The sequence below is a fragment of the Clostridium algidicarnis genome (assembly GCF_000703125.1).
In the GTDB taxonomy this organism is placed as follows: domain Bacteria; phylum Bacillota; class Clostridia; order Clostridiales; family Clostridiaceae; genus Clostridium_L; species Clostridium_L algidicarnis.
This window is the reverse complement of the sequence record NZ_JNLN01000001.1, coordinates 1,006,534-1,023,467: the sequence shown is the minus strand read 5'-3', so window position 1 is coordinate 1,023,467 and position 16,934 is coordinate 1,006,534. Positions and strand designations below refer to the sequence as shown.

Here is a 16,934-nt window from a genome sequence, read left to right as displayed (position 1 = left end):
CAATTAAAACATATTTTAATTGGAGGTATATTTTATGGTTAGAAAGTAATATCTATTTTACTTAATATTAGGTGAGAGATTTAAAAGCTAATTATGTAGTTTTATTTGGGAGCCGTTTATGCATAAATCAGACTTTATTATAGCTTGATGGATAGATGTGGATATAACATCAGCTAATTTCATCACATTATATAATCTAGTGTTTTGTAGTATCATAAAATCTATACTAGCATAAATGTTTACTATTCCAGTTATGCTTAAATCACCTACAGGTGGTAAGTTCTTATTTAAAGCAGTTCCAGGATAGAGTGGTCCATTATTTATGAAAATGTTACCTACGCTATTTAATTTACCTAGACAAGCATCAATTGCAATTATATATGGAGAATTAAAGGTGGTATTAATTTCATTCATGGTTTCTGTTAAATTTTTAGCATGAATGGGATTTTTTAAGGTTCCGTAAATATTTAAGTTATTTCTAGTTAGTAAATTAAGCTTATTGCCTACTAAAGGTCCAAGGCTATCTCCAGTTGAACGGTCAGTTCCAATACATAAAAACACTATTGGATTGCCTTTATTTGATTCATTGGAAATTATATTAGAAAGATAATTTGATATTAAAACTACAGACCTTTTATCATTTGAATCAAAAGATAAATTTTCAATCATAAAAAATACTCCTTTTTTGGAATTATATCCATTAAGGAGTATTTTTATTCAACTATAAAATCAAAGAATATTTTATAGTATATCTACCTTTTTAAATACATTATAAAATACAACTAAAAACATACAAAATATTAATCCAGTAACTCCATTAGCCTTTAAACCTATGAAGGTAGCGGCTAGAACGGCTACAGGGTCTATACCTAAAGATGAAGATACTATCTTTGGCTCAACTATCTGACGTGTAATAAATACTACTAGGTATAATATGAGTAAGGCTATGGCTATGAAATAATTTTTTATAATTAGATTATAGATTATAAGTGGAAAATATATAAGTGGCATACCTAGTACTGGTAACAGGTCGAATAATGCACAAAGGATACTTAATATTAAAGCATAATTAACTTTTAGAATTAAAAATCCAGTTAAGGTTATAAGAAAAGTTATTAGTATAATGATTCCATAAGAGCCTATATAACTAAGTAACATTTTCTTACCATGGTTGAATACTTTTAAAGCTTTATCAGAGTTATTATTTTCTTTAATAGTAGAAACAAAAGGTACATTGTGTGTAACTACTTTTTTAGTGAAAAAATAAGTAGCTAAAAGTGTAAAAACAATTACCATACCTATATAGGGTATATATGCTAATATATTAATCAAATAACCTACGATAGATGTACCAATATTTACAGTTGAATTAAGAATTCCTGAAATTGAATTTAAAAAGTAATTTTTAGCTGTATCTAAAATATAAGGATCTATATCGTTAAAGTTATTTTGGAGCTTTGAAAACATATCTAGTATATTATAGTAATTAGAATCAATATAAGTTTGAATACCTTTAGTTAGTGTTATTATTTCCTTTATCATTGAGGATATGGTAAGTGATAATAAAGAAATTATTGCGGTAAAAAACACTAAGGTTGTAAGTATTGATGCCAATGATGCTTTAAGTTTAAATTTATTTACTAGATACCGCGTAGGTTTTCTAAGCAAATAAGCAAAGATTAAAGCTAGAACAAAGGGTAGTGTATAAGGTAGTGTTTTAAAGAATAATATAAATGCTAAAGTATATGCTACAAAAAATAGTAATAGTTTATTAGTTTTATTTAAAAGTTGTGTCATAATTTAGCTACTCCTTAATATTTTATATAAACTGTCAATTGTATAGTTTATATCCTTTTTGTCATTAAAGGGTCCTATACTAAATCTTAACGTTCCTTCAGGATAAGTTCCTATGGTTTTATGTGCTAGTGGGGCACAATGTAGTCCTGTTCTAGTCATTATACCAAATTCAGAATCTAATATATATGAAACTTCAGAGGAGTCTATATCGTTAAAGTTTAAAGATATTACTGCAGTTCTATTTTTAGAACTTTTAAGACCATAAAGTTTGACTTTATCCATATTTAAAATAGAGTTTATAAATAAATCACAAAGATCATCTTCTCTTTCCTTTATTGAATTCATGCCTTCAGAATTTATATACTCTATTCCAGCTAAAAGGCCCATAACTCCAGGAGTATTCATAGTTCCACTTTCAAATTTATCTGGTAAAAAGGATGGCTGATAAACACTTGAAGATAAGCTACCAGTTCCACCAGTTATAATAGGATCACAAGCTTCATTTAATTTATCAGAAATTAAAAATCCACCTATGCCGGGAGGTCCAAGTAAACTTTTATGACCAGTAAAAGCTAGTGCACTACAGCCCACCTTTTCGAAATCAATATCTATAACACCAGCAGTTTGAGCTGCATCTATAATAAAGAAAATATCATTTTTGGCACATATTCTTCCTATAGCCTCTATAGGTTGTATAGATCCTATAATATTAGAAGCATGATTTATAACTACTAATTTTGTAGTTGGCTTTATAAGATTTTCGAATTCGTCTATATTTAAAACACCATTACCATCACATTGTAAGATATCTAAGTCTATATCTAAGTTGTCCTTTAGTTGAAATAAAGGCCTTAAAGAAGAATTATGCTCCATAGATGTAGTTATTACATGAAACCCTTTTTTTACAACTCCTTTAATTAGCATATTTAATGAAGCTGTAACGTTGTATGTAAATATTACATTTTCAGGTTTAGGGAAATTAAAAAGAGCACATAAGGATTCCCTACATTTATATATAAGTCTACTACTTTCTAAGGCTGAAGAATAACTTCCTCTTCCAGGACTTGCACCAATGTTTGTAAAGTAAGTAAGCATCTCGGTGTGTACAGAGGGTGGTTTTGGGTAAGTGGTAGCAGCATTATCAAGATAAACTTTCATTGTAAATTACCTCCTAATATTTATTAGTATACTACTATTATAATTCATAGACGGATATTTTTCAGCAATCTAATGTTAAAATATATTTTAATATTAGATTATAAGAGCCTAGTAGAAGTTTTTTAAAATAAAAGAATGATTCTAATGTTATAAGGCTTGAATCTACTTGTTTGACAATGAATTTAGCTTAAAGTATAATAAGCATAAAATATGTGAATTTTAAAATAAAAGGAGGGAAACTTTAGTGATAACGGCTTATCACTGAATATGAATTATGAAAGATTATTATTTAATAGTATTTAAAAATACACATGATGCAATAGAGTCAGAAAAGATATTAAAAGATAAGGGTGTTAAAGTTATAATAATGCCAACACCTACTTATATAACACAAAGCTGTGGCATCAGCATAAAGTTTTCAAAGGATAATTACGATTTAATTAGGAATATCATAGATAATGGTGAAATACATATAAAGAATCTTTATTACAAAAGTGAAGATAAGTTTGAACAATTAATATAAATATTTACGTTCAGGAGGAATTATGTTATTAAGTTCTTTTTTTCAATTTAATGATCAATTTATAGGTGTAGGTAAATTTTGGATATCCATAGAAAAGATTCAAGGATTTTTATTTAAAATATTAAATGTGGTTTTTATAATAGTTATAATGTTTATTATGGTTAAGCTTGGAACTAAGTTTATTGATAAATTTATTAAAAAGCAAAGCAAAATGAAAGTCTCACTGGATTTTAAAAAAGCTAGTACCCTTGGAACTCTTCTAAAAAGTATATTAAGGTATACAGTATACTTTTTTGGTGTAGCATCTATATTAACTCAAATAGTAGGACCTATAAGTCTTACTTTTGCTGGAATAGGTGGAGTAGCAATAGGATTTGCAGCACAAAACTTTGTTAAAGATATTATAAATGGATTTTTTATTTTATTTGAAGATCAGTTTGCAGTAGGTGACTACATTGATATTGAAGATAAGAGTGGAATTGTAGAGGGGATAGGCCTTAGATTAACTAAGATCAGGGACTTCAATGGAGACTTACATCTTATACCTAATGGTAATATAAATACAGTTACAAACCATTCTAGAGGATCAATAAGAGTTCTTGTTGATGTAGATATAGCAAGAGAAGAAGATATAGATAATGTAGTAGATATATTAAATTCTATATGTGAAAACTTCAAAAATAATGACAATATGGTAGATGGACCTAGGGTTATTGGTGTCACAGCTATAAAAGAGTTTGGATTTACTATAAGGGTTGTAGGAAGAGCTAAACCTATGACACAGTGGGAAGCTGAAAATGCATTAAGAAAAGAAATTAAAGACAATTTAGATCTGCATAAAATTAAAGTTCCTTATCCAAAGCGAGTAGTAATAAAAAGCGATAGTTTAAATAATGTTTAAAAAAAGTATGGGATGGAGAGGATAAGTAATGGATAAAACTTTTAATCTAGGTGATGTAGTTCAAATGAAAAAACAACATCCTTGTGGAAGTTATGACTGGCAAATAATAAGAGTTGGAGCAGATATTAAGATAAAGTGTAAGGGCTGCGATAGAATAGTTATGATTCCTAGAAGTAAATTTGAAAAAGATATTAAAAAGATACTTTAATAAAAATAATCATATTGACTTTGAAATTAAGTTATGGTAAGATTATTTGACGTGATCCCTGCTGTGATAAAATCACAGCCGTTAGTCCGGGGGGAGGAGGTGAAGTGCAATGAGAAAGTATGAAACTATATTTATATTACATCCAACAATGGAAGAAGAGGCTGTTAAAGCTAATATCGAAAAGTTTAAAGGTGTAATAGAAACTAATGGTGGAGTAGTTGACAATGTTGATTTCTGGGGCAAAAGAAAATTAGCTTATGAAATTAAGAAAGTTAATGAAGGATACTACACTTTGATAAACTTCAGTGCTAATCCTGAATTACCTAAAGAATTAGATAGAATATTCAGAATCACTGATGGTATAGTAAGACATATCATAGTTAAAGAAGAAGAATAAGGTGGTGGGTTAATTGAACAAAGTAGTTTTAATCGGAAGATTGACGAAAGATCCTGAATTGAGGTTTACTCCAGGAAACGGGACAGCAGTTACCACATTGACCTTAGCAGTAGATAGGTATAATCCTAAAGCTGCTCAAAAAGAAGCAGACTTTATACCCGTTGTGGTATGGGGAAAGCAAGCAGAAGCCACTGCAAACTACATGAATAAAGGTAAACTCATGGGAGTAAGCGGTAGGATTCAAACTAGGTCTTACGAAGCCAAAGATGGTACTAGAAGATATGTTACAGAGGTTGTAGCTGATGAAGTCCAATTCTTAGAATGGGGCAACAAGGAAGCAACATTTGGAGGCAATTCTAACCAAGGTTCGTCTTCAGGAGGAACATCCTTTGGAGGACCACAACAGTTCAGTGATGATGATATGACCCCTGTTGATGATGGGGACATTCCATTTTAATTTAAATGTAAGGAGGAAATAGCATGAGTAGAGATCAAAAAGACGGCATGAGAAGAAGCGGCGGAGGCGGCGGCGGAAAAATGAGACGTTCTAAGAAAAAAGTCTGCACCTTCTGTATGGATAAGTCTGGAAGTATAGATTATAAAGATGTAAATAAACTTAGAAAGTTTATAACTGAAAGAGGAAAGATTCTTCCAAGAAGAATTTCCGGAGCTTGCGCTAAGCATCAAAGAGAAGTAACAGGCGCTATAAAGAGATCAAGAAACATAGCATTATTACCATTTACAACAGAACAATAAATGGTTAAAGTATAACCTCATCATAGGATGGGGTTTATTTTTTTGCTCTGTATAGTAAAACTAACTTAAAATTAGTTATTATGTAGTGCTTTTTAAATTATGTATGGTATAGACTATTGAAGCATAAACAAGTAAAGAATATACTTAAATTAATTTATAGTATAAAATTGTATAATGTTAAACTTTTAAGGAGAATATTTATGAATAAGACGTTTAAAGAGAAGATAACATTAGTATATTTATCTTTAGTAATAACAATTGGTATAGTTGGTATATGCTCAGTAATTAATTTATATAATTTAAAAAACTCTATTGATGGACTTATGGTTGATAATTATAAAAGTATAAAGGCTTCCGATAACATGTCTGAATCCTTGGAGAAGTTAGATTTAATAGTCATATCTAGCATATATAATAATACCGAAGATAATATTGATGAGTTTTATAAAGAAAGCGATGAATTTTTTAAATTTTACAATATAGAGGCAAAAAATGTTACAGAAAAAGGTGAAGAAGAACTTATAAAGGAACTGTCTAAACAGTACTTAGAATATATTAAAGACTTTTCATCACTTCAAATTATTGCAAGAAATTCACAGTTGGAAGAGGCGGTAATGTTTTACAATGACACAATGATACAAACAGAAAATAGTGTAAGAAACACATTAAATAATATTAGATCTTTAAATGAACAATCTATGTTAAATAATAAAGATAAGGTAACTAACGATGCTCAAAATTCTATGTATTTAATATTAATAATTTCAATTTTCGCAGTGATAGGGGGATTTGTACTATCTAAGTATTACTTGGATAAGGTACTCAAACCAATACATCTTTTAACTGAAACTATAAAAAGGGTTAAAGAGGGAGACTTAAATCAACAATCACCAATAATATCAGAGGATGAAATAGGCGTAATGGCAAAAGAATTTAATAATATGACTAAAAGGTTATATGAATTTGAAAGAAGTACTTTAGGAAAGTTACTGGAAGAGAGAAATAAGACTATGGCTATAGTTAAAAGCTCATCTACACCACTTATAGTATTAGATACTAATTATAAGATAACCTTATTAAATAAAGCTTTTGAAGAATTCTTTAATATAGAAGAGAGGAAGGTATTAAATAAGCACTTTTTAGAAGCTGTAGATCAAGGAAAGATTTTTGATTATATATCTAGATCTTATAAAGTAATAAATAGTACTAATGAACATAAAGAAGAGATAATTAATTTTCATATAAAAGGTGAGGAATATTATTTTAATGTAATCGTAACAAGGGTGGCTAATAGTGATGATGAAGAAAAAGTAAATGGAGTTGTTGTTGTGTTTCAAGATGTTACTCAATTAAAGCAGATTGAAAATATGAAGACAGAATTTATATCTACTATATCTCATGAATTTAAGACTCCATTAACCTCATTGATGATGGGAACTAGTATATTTACAGAGGGCAGCTTAGGAGAAATAAATAGTAAGCAAAGGGAAGTAATAGATACAATTAAAGAAGATTCAGAAAAGCTTTTAGCTTTAGTTAATGATCTTTTAAAACTTTCAAAGTTAGAGTATGATAAATCCATGTTTGTATTTAAGTCTTGCAATGTAAAAAGTATAATTCAAAATTCTACAAAAGAATTTTATAATTTAGCAAAAGGTAAGAAAATTGACTTATCTTATGAAGTACAAAATGGATTACCGGCAATAATGGGTGATTTTGAAAAGTTAACCTGGGTTGTTAATAACCTAATCTCTAATGCAATTAAATATTCTTTATATGAAGATAAAATAAATGTAAGAGCTTATAAGTCTGATTCTAAGATATATATATCAATAAAGGATACAGGTATTGGTATACCAGAAGATTATTTAGATAAGGTTTTTGAAAGGTTTGTTCAAATTCGTCCAGAAGATAGCGAAAATAAGGGTACAGGACTTGGACTTTCAATATGTAAACAAATAGTAGAGATACACAAAGGAGAAATATGGTGTGACAGTACTTTGGGAGAGGGTAGTGAATTCATCATAGCTTTACCTATAAATGAAGAAAATTAGGAGGAATTTATTATGCAAAAGGTACTTGTTGTAGATGATACTAAAAATATAAGAATGATGTTGAGTACATGCCTAGAGTTAGAAGGGTATGAAGTTATACAATGTAAAAATGGATATGATGCCTTAGAAATTTTGGAAAAGAAAAAATTATATCTAGCATTTATAGATATAAAGATGCCAGAAATCAGCGGAACAGAAGTGCTTAGAAAAATAAGAGCAAAGGGTATATTAACCCCAGTTATAATAATGACAGCTTTTGCAACAGTAAAAAATGCTGTAGATTGCACCAAATTAGGAGCTATGGCTTATCTTCAAAAACCTTTTACATCAGATAAGATAAGATCAATATTAAAGGATTTATCTAAAGGAATATTATTTGAGAAGGAAAATAATGCAAGTTATATAGATATGGCTAAAGAGCTTTTAAAAGAAGGTAAGCTCTATGATGCAATAAACATACTAAAAACCGCTTTAAGTGTGGAACCTTCAAATGCACAAATATATTATTTGCTTGGAAAAACATATGAGTCTTATGGTAATGTAAAGGAATCCATTAAATTCTTATCAGCTGCAGAAGTATTTGGGTATTCTGAATCAAATGAGAAGCTATGAGTGACGAATCTATTAACTAGTTGCATAAATATTGAAAGAAAACTACAATAGATATATATTTTAATCTTCACCTTTAAGGTATAATATCAATAAGGGAATATAGGAGGGGTTATATTGAAACAGGATAACTTTAATATAATGTCAGATATAAAAATAATAGAAGGATTAAAATCACAACTGCTATCTGTAATAGCAGAATTTTTTAAACTATTAACAAAGGGGAGTAATGTAGCTCAAGAAGCAATATTAGAATGCATTTCCGGGGCAATAATAATACTATATGTTTTAGCAGAAAGGCTGGGATATTCTTACACTGCTGTAGATGAGACAATGAAAAAGAAACTTAAAATTGGAATAATAGAAGAGGATGTAGTGGAAAAGGACGGTAAAAACCTTTCTAAATTAAATTCTCACTTAAGGGAAAGATAAATCTGATTTTAACAAGCTTTATTTTAGGAGGAAATTATGCAAAATAGAAAATACACTACAAAAGAGATATTAGAAGTCGGTTTAATGGCCGCTATTATTATTATATTTAATTTTATAATACTATATGTTCCTATTTTAGGCACAATAGTATCCATAGCTTTGCCATTACCTGTAGTAATATTATATGTAAGGCATAACGGAAAGATTGCTTTATTAACTTGTATTTTAAGTTTTATAGTTATGTTAATGTTTATAGATCCCATTAGGGCAATAATATCATCAACTAGTATATTATTTTTAGGTATTACCTTAGGATACTGTATAAAACACAAAAAAGGATTTTTTAAGACGCTTTTATATCAAACAATTGCAGGACTTATACAAAGCTTAATTAGTGTATATATCTATATGTCATTTATAGTTAAAACTTCACTTGATGAGTATATAAATATTATTTTTATAGGGCCATTTAAGGAAAGTATTGCTATAAGTAAGGAATTATATGAAGGGTTGGGAGTGGATATTACAAGTAATCCTACTATGGATTTATTGGAATCCTTAGATACAAGAACGTTATTAATTATGATTCCAGCGGGTATTATAATTGTACTTGCTATATCAGCTTATATAAATATACTTATTTCCAATAAAGTTTTAAAGAGGTTAGGATACGAAGTTGAAGAGCCTAAATCTTTTACAAAGTGGTATTTTGATGATAAGGTAGCTGCAGGCTTTATACTTGTTATTTGCTTAAGCATTATACTTAATTCATATAATATACCTTTAGGAGAATATTTGCTTCCATTTAGCGTTACGTTATTTCAATTTATACTTTTAATAGATGGATTATCTGTTATGTTTTATTATTTAGAAAAAAGATTTAATAACAAAAAAGGCATAAAAGTTTTCATAATAATTATGCTATTTATTATACAACCGCTTATTTTATTTGTTGTTTATTTAGGGCTTGGAGATATATTTATAGATCTTAGAGAAATAAATCCAAATAGCTTACGTAATACTTTTAAGAAAAGATTAAAAAAATAAATACTAAATTATATAAGAGAATTTAAGAATTCATACCTGTATTAATTTAGGAAGGCGGATTATTGTGGAGAGGTATAAAAGATTAGTAACAAATACAAAGGTTTATATGACTATTATAGGAATACTTATAGCCTTATTATTTATAAAAGGCCATTTGATAGAAGGTATTTTATTTTCTTTGATTTACGTTTGTCTTATATATTATAATTATAATAATTTAAGAGAAAAGAATAATAATTGGAAGGAATTTTTAGAAGACTTTTCTGAAAATTTAGATCAGGCTACTAAAAATATGTTAATAAATCTTCCATTTCCACTACTTATAGTAGGAGAACAAGGTAATATATCATGGTATAATAACAGGTTTTCAGATATACTAAAAGGAGAAGAGGTATTAAGTAAAAATATAAGTTATTTAATTGAAGAGTTTAATATAGAAGAAAACCCAGAGTCAGATAAAACAGTTTATAACAATGTTAAAATTGGTGATGGTTATTATGATGTCCATACAAGCATTGTGAAGACGCCAGATAAGAATTATGTAGATCATTCTTTAAGAATGTTGTATTTTTATGATATAACTACTAGTAAAAAAAATATAGAGGCTAAAGAAAATATAATGTTAATTGAAGTAGACAATCTAGATGAAGTTATAAAAAGTACAGAGGAAGATATGAGGCCCTTACTTGCAGCTGAAATAGAAAGAGCAATAAATAGTTATGCTCAAAATATTAATGCTATGATACGGAAATATTCTTCTAATAAATATGTTTTATCTGTTCAAAGTCTTTATGTAGAAGCAGATATGAGACGTAAGTTTGAAATTTTAGATATAATTAGAGAAATAAACCTTGGAAATAAATTAGCAGTGACTCTTAGTGTTGGAGTTGGTAGAGGTGGTAAGAATCCTTTGGAAAACCATAACTATGCTAATAAGGCTAAGGAACTTGCCCTTGGAAGAGGGGGAGATCAGGTTGTTATAAAAAATGTAGAAAAGCTTTCATTTTATGGTGGTAATACTAAAGAAGTTGAAAAACGTACTAAAGTTAGAGCAAGAGTGATAGCGCATTCATTAAACAATCTAATTACCGAAAGTAGCAATATATTTATAATGGGTCACCGAAATCCTGATATGGATTGCTTAGGTGCAGCTGTTGGTTTAAGTAGTGCTATAAAAAAGAAGAATAAAGAATGTTATATAGTTTTAGAAGATGGTAATAATAATATAAAATATATTTTGGATAAACTAAGTAAGCATGAGGAATATGATGATTTGTTTTTAACTGCAAAGGATAGTATGCCTAAAATTGATGAAAATAGTCTTTTAATTTTAGTAGATGTGCATAGCATGAGCTACGTACAAAATCCTGAAATAGTAAACTCTATTAAAAAGAGAATGATAATAGATCATCATAGAAGGAATCCTGATATTATAGAAGATTCTATTATAACTTATATAGAAACATATGCTTCATCAACTTCAGAATTGGTTACAGAAATAATACAATACATGTTAGATAAACCAAAGCTTACTCAAATTGAAGCAGAAGCGCTTTTAGCAGGAATATGTCTAGATACTAAGAATTTTTATTTCAAAACAGGGGTTAGAACCTTTGAAGCAGCTTCTTTTTTAAGAAGATCAGGAGCAGACACTATTGATGTAAAGAAGATGTTTGGCCATGATCTATCTTCTTATTTAAAGAAGGCTGAAATAATAAAATCGGTGGTAGTTGAAAATGATATTGCAATTGCTACTTGTCCACCAAATATACAAGATACCATAATCGCAGCACAAGCATCAGATGAACTACTAAACATCACAGGTATTAAGGCGTCCTTTGTTCTTGTTAAAATAGATAATGACGTTAATATAAGTGGTAGATCTTTTGGAGATTTAAACGTACAGGTTATATTAGAATCTCTTGGTGGTGGGGGACATATGACTATGGCAGGAGCTAAAGTTAATGACTCATCTTTAGATGAAGCAGTAGAAATGTTAAAAGGTTCTATAGGTAAATACTTAAAGGAAGGTGACAAAAAATGAAGGTAATATTATTATCAGATGTCAAAGGTCTTGGGAAAAAAGGAGAAGCTGTAAATGCAGCTGATGGATATGCAAGGAACTTTTTATTTAGAAAGAAACTTGCTGAAGAGGCAACTAGTGAAAACTTGCATATATTAAACACAAAAAATGAAAATGAAAGAAAGAAAAAGTCTGCTGAAATAGAAGAGGCTCAAAAACTTGCAAACAGCCTAAAAGGAAAAGAAATAAAGATATCAGCTAAAACAGGTGAAAGTGGAAGATTATTTGGAGCTATAACAAATAAAGATGTAGCAGAACTTATTAAACAGCAATATAAAATAGATATAGATAAGAAAAAGCTAGTTATGGATACATTAAAACAAGTTGGAATTTATGAGGTAGAGGTAAAGCTTTATCCTGAAATAGCTACAAAAATGAAAATTGTTATTGCCGCACAGTAACGAGGAGGATATATATTGAAGTCAGAAAAAGGGTTATCAGAAATAGAAGAAATAGAAGAAATAGAAGAAATCTTAAATAGTAAAATAGATTTAGAATCACAGATAAATGTATCTCTTGAAGTCTTAAATAATGTTTTAGATGAAGGTGCAGTAAGAGCTAGGACTGTAAAGTTTAAATTACAAAAACATGTAAAAAGTGATGATTTATATAAAAGGGCCTATGCTTTAAATAAAATAGTAAGCGATGGTAAAGGTATAGCTAGTTCTATACCAAGTGAAAAAGAAATAGATGAAGTTATGGAAGACACAAATAAGTGGATGTCTGAAAACTTAGCAAGAAAGTATATACAAAATAAAATAGAAGAACAAGTAGAAGATGCTTTAAGGGAAAGACAAGATAAATATATTGATGATATGAGACTTGGAATAATAAGAAAACAAAAGGGCCCAGAAAACACTAAAACCCTTAAAAAGTATGCTGATCTAGAAGCTTTAGATTCTAGAAAGTTAGGTAAAAGCCTACAGACATTTTTAAGACCAGAAAGCTTTGATGAAATCATCGGACAAGAAAGAGCTATAAAATCATTATTATCAAAGATATCATCTCCTTATCCACAACATATAATACTTTATGGACCTCCAGGGGTTGGTAAGACTACAGCAGCAAGGCTCGCACTAGAAGAAGCAAAGAAGCTTCAGCTTACTCCATTTGCAAAGGATGGTAAGTTTATAGAAGTAGATGGTACAACTTTAAGATGGGATCCAAGAGAAATAACTAATCCACTTTTAGGATCAGTACATGATCCCATATATCAAGGTAGTAAAAGGGATTTAGCCGAAGTTGGTATACCAGAACCAAAGCCAGGGCTTGTTACAGATGCTCATGGTGGAGTTTTATTTATAGATGAGATTGGAGAACTAGATTCCATACTTCAAAATAAGCTTCTAAAGGTATTAGAAGATAAAAGGGTAGAGTTTTCATCTTCATATTATGATCCAGATGATGAGAATACACCTAAGTATATAAAGTATCTTTTTGAAAAGGGTGCCCCAGCAGACTTTGTTTTAATAGGAGCTACAACTAAAGAACCTAGGGACTTAAATCCAGCCTTAAGATCTAGATGTACTGAAGTCTACTTTGAACCACTAGCTTCAAAAGATATAGAAAAGATAGTGGAAAATGCAGCAGATAAACTTAAAGTTAAATTAGAAGATGGAGTCTCAGAACTAATTAGCAGATACACCATAGAAGGAAGAAAAGCTGTAAACATGTTGTCTGATTGTTATGGATATATACTTTATGGAGAAAAACAAAATAAAGATGATATATATATAACTAAAAAGGATGTTGAAGAGGTAATAGCAATAAGTAGATTTACTCCTTATGATACATTAGAAGATAATAGAGGAAAATATGAAATTGGACATATATATGGGCTAGGAGTAAGTGGTTTTATAGGTTCTACTATAGAAATAGAAGCATCTGTTTTAAAAGCTACAGAAAAAGGCAAGGGAAGAGTAAGGTTTAATGATACTGCAGGTAGTATGGCTAAGGATTCTGTATTTAATGCAGCGGCTGTAATAAGAAAAGTTACAGACAAAGACATTAAAGATTACGATTTACATGTAAATGTTATAGGTGGAGGAAAGATTGACGGGCCTTCTGCAGGAGCAGCTATAACAGCTTGTATAATTAGTGCATTACTAGAAAAACCATTAAGACAAGATATAGCTCTTACAGGGGAAATATCTATTAGAGGTAAAGTAAAACCTGTAGGTGGAATATTTGAAAAGATATATGGTGCTAGAAGAAAGGGTGTATCCCTTGTATTAGTACCAAAGGATAATGAAAAAGAGATACCTTTAGGGCTAACTGATATAGAAGTTAAATCAGTAGATACAATAGAAGATGTTTTAGAAATAGTATTTAAATAATAAGGTAATAAGACTCCTCTTTATTCAAGATGGAGTCTATATTACATTTTAAACAGGAGGGATATGGATGGAAGCGCCCATAATGAAAAGCTTACCTCAAAATACGGAAGCGGAACAATCAGTTTTAGGATCAATGATAATAGATAAGACATCCATAGCTCAAGCAGTGGAGGTTCTTAGAAGTGAGGACTTTTATAGGGATGCACATAAGGTTATATTTCAAGCTATATTAGAGCTTTATCAAAAGGATGCACCAGTAGATATGATAACCTTAATAGAACACTTAAGGTCTATTGAAAAGCTTGAAAATTCTGGAGGTATAACATACATAACAGAAATAAGTAATTCTGTTCCTTCCACTGCTAATCTACAATCTTATATAAAAATTGTAGAAGATAAGTCTATGTTAAGGAAGCTAATAAGGTCTTCTACAGAAATCATAGAAAATAGCTATAATAAACAAGACAATGTAGAAGAAGTATTAGATTTTGCAGAAAAGAAGATATTTGATATAGCAGAAAAAAGAACTACTAGTGACTTTGAATCTATAAGCTCAGTTTTAGAAAGAGGATTTTTAGAAATAGAAAGGTTATTTAATAATAAGGGAGATATTACAGGAGTACCTACAGGATTTCCTGAATTAGATAGTAAAACCTCCGGATTTCAAAGTGGTGATATGGTTCTTGTTGCGGCCAGACCTTCTATGGGTAAAACAACATTTGCTTTAAATATAGCCCAATATGCTTCATTAAGAGCAAATAAAAGTGTTGTTATATTTTCCCTTGAAATGTCTAAAGAGCAGTTAGGTTATAAGCTTTTATGTGCTGAAGCTAATGTAGATATGCTAAAACTTAGAACAGGGAATCTTGAAGATCAAGACTGGGAAAACATAGCTAGAGCTTCAGGACCTTTAGCTGCGTCTAAAATATATATAGATGATACACCTGGTATAACTGTAATGGAAATGAGATCTAAATGTAGACGAATAAAAATAGAGCATGGAATAGATATGATAATTGTAGACTACTTACAGCTTATGTCTGGAACAGGAAGTGAAAATAGACAGCAAGAGGTTTCAGAAATATCAAGGTCTATAAAAGCATTAGCAAAAGAAATGAAATGCCCTATAATAGCACTTTCTCAGTTGTCTCGTGCTCCGGAACAAAGGTCAGATCATAGACCAATGCTCTCAGACCTTAGAGAATCAGGTTCCATAGAGCAAGATGCTGACATTGTTATGTTTCTTTATAGAGATGAATATTATAATAAAGAAACTGAAGAAAAAAACATTGCAGAATGCATAATATCTAAGCAAAGAAACGGTCCTGTTGGAACGGTTAAATTAGCATGGCTTGGACAATATAGTAAGTTTGGAAGATTAGATATAATACATCAAGAATAAAAAAAGGCGAGGGTATCCTCGCCTTTTTTTATTCTTATGATTTTATAATACATTAAATGATATAACTACTTTTTTAATCAAACCTAGTGTATAATCATAATGTAATAAAATATTGATTTAATATTTAACTTTTCAATGGTTATATTAAATCAATATGAATAGTTATGCACAAAACTGTAAAGGTTTACATAAGTATTCAAAAATAATGCATAAAGTGGGGATTTTTATGAATAAAGTGACAAGAAATATTATGGATTACGCTATTATAACCTTTGGGATACTTTTAGTATCTATAGGAACTTACTTCTTTTTAATGCCAAACAACATAGCAGCCGGAGGTGTTAATGGACTTGCTATGATATTAAATAAACACATTCCAGCCCTTGCAGTAGGTACATCCATGTTTTTTATGAATATAATACTTTTTATAGTAGCATTCATATTGATAGGTAACTCTTTTGGTGCAAGGACTATATATGCAAGCTTATTATTATCTGGGTTAGTTAGAACCTTTGAGGTTATATTCCCACATAACGTACCCTTTACTAATGACATTTTACTTGAATTATTTTTTGGTATATTAATTCAAGGAGCGGGTATGGGAATAATATTTAACAAAAACGCATCTACAGGAGGCACTGATATTATAGCTAAGATTTTAAATAAGTATTTCCAGATGAATATAGCAAAAGGGTTGTTATTATCTGATATTGTAGTGATAACATTAGCTGCATTTACATTCGGTCTTCAAGAAGGCTTATATGCTCTTATGGCTGTAACATTAAATGCAGTAGTTATAGATAGAATGATTGAAGGGCTTAATTCATGTATAGAAGTTAGAATAATAAGCCTTAAAAAAGATGTAATTGAGAAGTTTATATTAGAAGAAATAGGTAGGGGGGCTACCACCTATTATGCAAAGGGAAGTTATTCAAAGGGCGATATACAAGTTCTTTGTACCATAGTTGATAATAGGGAATTTATCAAAATAAAGAATTTTATAAAGGTAGAAGATCCAAAGGCCTTTGTTAGTGTAACAGATGTTTTTGAAACCTTAGGAGATGGATTTAAGACTTTTTAAAACTAAAGGAGGGAAGATTTCCTCCTTTAATTTTCTATTAGTATTTAGAAGATATATTAGTTTTAGAAAAGTTATTTATGTTATTAATATAATTAGCTATTTTTTAAGAATTTAGAGTATTTATAAGTGAAATAAAAGTTTAATAATATA

At 29.6% G+C, this 16,934-nt stretch carries 17 protein-coding genes and 1 pseudogene; 15 read left to right on the top strand and 3 right to left on the bottom strand.

Annotated elements, in window-relative coordinates; genetic code table 11:
• Nucleotides 1-87 precede the first annotated feature (87 nt).
• The 3 genes from yyaC to BV55_RS0105130 form a co-directional block, all read right to left on the bottom strand.
• Nucleotides 88-669 (bottom strand): spore protease YyaC, encoded by a 582-nt coding sequence (yyaC, locus tag BV55_RS0105140; protein ID WP_029451749.1) that lies wholly within the window; start codon nt 667-669, stop codon nt 88-90.
• A gap of 72 nt (nt 670-741) precedes the next feature.
• Nucleotides 742-1,797 (bottom strand): sporulation integral membrane protein YtvI, encoded by a 1,056-nt coding sequence (gene ytvI, locus BV55_RS0105135; RefSeq protein WP_029451748.1) that lies wholly within the window; start codon nt 1,795-1,797, stop codon nt 742-744.
• A 3-nt stretch (nt 1,798-1,800) separates the two neighbouring features.
• Complete coding sequence (locus BV55_RS0105130) at nt 1,801-2,955, bottom strand: aminotransferase class V-fold PLP-dependent enzyme (RefSeq protein ID WP_029451747.1); 1,155 nt, start codon at nt 2,953-2,955, stop codon at nt 1,801-1,803.
• A gap of 274 nt (nt 2,956-3,229) precedes the next feature.
• On the opposite strand from BV55_RS0105130, the gene BV55_RS0105125 reads away from it, so the two are divergent.
• The 15 genes and pseudogenes from BV55_RS0105125 to BV55_RS0105055 all read left to right on the top strand — a co-directional run bounded on the left by BV55_RS0105125 (nt 3,230) and on the right by BV55_RS0105055 (nt 16,784).
• The gene (locus BV55_RS0105125) at nt 3,230-3,478 is read left to right on the top strand and encodes a putative Se/S carrier protein (protein WP_029451745.1); all 249 of its coding nucleotides are present in this window, start codon (nt 3,230-3,232) and stop codon (nt 3,476-3,478) included.
• A 22-nt stretch (nt 3,479-3,500) separates the two neighbouring features.
• Nucleotides 3,501-4,379, top strand: a complete 879-nt coding sequence (locus tag BV55_RS0105120; RefSeq protein ID WP_029451744.1) for a mechanosensitive ion channel family protein — start codon at nt 3,501-3,503, stop codon at nt 4,377-4,379.
• 28 nt (nt 4,380-4,407) lie between these two features.
• A complete protein-coding gene (locus BV55_RS0105115; protein ID WP_029451742.1) occupies nt 4,408-4,587 on the top strand; it encodes a DUF951 domain-containing protein in 180 nt (59 codons plus the stop codon).
• Nucleotides 4,588-4,696: 109 nt separating this feature from the next.
• Nucleotides 4,697-4,984 carry a 30S ribosomal protein S6 gene (gene rpsF / locus BV55_RS0105110; protein ID WP_029451741.1) on the top strand — a complete coding sequence of 96 codons (288 nt, stop codon included), beginning with the start codon at nt 4,697-4,699 and terminating at the stop codon, nt 4,982-4,984.
• 13 nt (nt 4,985-4,997) lie between these two features.
• A pseudogene (locus BV55_RS0105105) lies at nt 4,998-5,324 on the top strand (single-stranded DNA-binding protein); the annotation flags it as partial.
• A gap of 164 nt (nt 5,325-5,488) precedes the next feature.
• Nucleotides 5,489-5,740: a 30S ribosomal protein S18 gene (gene rpsR / locus BV55_RS0105100; RefSeq protein WP_372443416.1), complete on the top strand. Its 252-nt coding sequence runs from the start codon at nt 5,489-5,491 to the stop codon at nt 5,738-5,740.
• A gap of 200 nt (nt 5,741-5,940) precedes the next feature.
• Nucleotides 5,941-7,794 carry a sensor histidine kinase gene (locus BV55_RS0105095; protein ID WP_029451738.1) on the top strand — a complete coding sequence of 618 codons (1,854 nt, stop codon included), beginning with the start codon at nt 5,941-5,943 and terminating at the stop codon, nt 7,792-7,794.
• A gap of 12 nt (nt 7,795-7,806) precedes the next feature.
• Nucleotides 7,807-8,406, top strand: coding sequence for a response regulator (locus BV55_RS0105090; protein WP_029451737.1), 600 nt, complete (start codon nt 7,807-7,809; stop codon nt 8,404-8,406).
• Between the two features lie 114 nt (nt 8,407-8,520).
• Nucleotides 8,521-8,835, top strand: a complete 315-nt coding sequence (locus BV55_RS0105085; protein ID WP_029451736.1) for a MazG-like family protein — start codon at nt 8,521-8,523, stop codon at nt 8,833-8,835.
• 36 nt (nt 8,836-8,871) lie between these two features.
• Nucleotides 8,872-9,882, top strand: coding sequence for a YybS family protein (locus BV55_RS0105080; protein WP_029451735.1), 1,011 nt, complete (start codon nt 8,872-8,874; stop codon nt 9,880-9,882).
• A 106-nt stretch (nt 9,883-9,988) separates the two neighbouring features.
• Nucleotides 9,989-11,926 carry a DHH family phosphoesterase gene (locus BV55_RS0105075; RefSeq protein WP_051652533.1) on the top strand — a complete coding sequence of 646 codons (1,938 nt, stop codon included), beginning with the start codon at nt 9,989-9,991 and terminating at the stop codon, nt 11,924-11,926.
• Entirely contained in the window at nt 11,923-12,366 is a 444-nt protein-coding gene (gene rplI / locus BV55_RS0105070; protein WP_029451732.1) for a 50S ribosomal protein L9, read from the top strand. The genes BV55_RS0105075 and rplI overlap by 4 nt, the downstream gene beginning before the upstream one ends.
• Nucleotides 12,367-12,381: 15 nt before the next feature.
• On the top strand, nt 12,382-14,301 hold the full coding sequence (gene lonC / locus BV55_RS0105065; protein WP_035794267.1) for a Lon family ATP-dependent protease: 1,920 nt from the start codon (nt 12,382-12,384) through the stop codon (nt 14,299-14,301).
• 67 nt (nt 14,302-14,368) lie between these two features.
• Nucleotides 14,369-15,703 carry a replicative DNA helicase gene (locus BV55_RS0105060; protein WP_029451730.1) on the top strand — a complete coding sequence of 445 codons (1,335 nt, stop codon included), beginning with the start codon at nt 14,369-14,371 and terminating at the stop codon, nt 15,701-15,703.
• A 226-nt stretch (nt 15,704-15,929) separates the two neighbouring features.
• The gene (locus tag BV55_RS0105055; RefSeq protein WP_029451729.1) at nt 15,930-16,784 is read left to right on the top strand and encodes a YitT family protein; all 855 of its coding nucleotides are present in this window, start codon (nt 15,930-15,932) and stop codon (nt 16,782-16,784) included.
• The last annotated feature ends 150 nt before the right edge of the window (nt 16,785-16,934 follow it).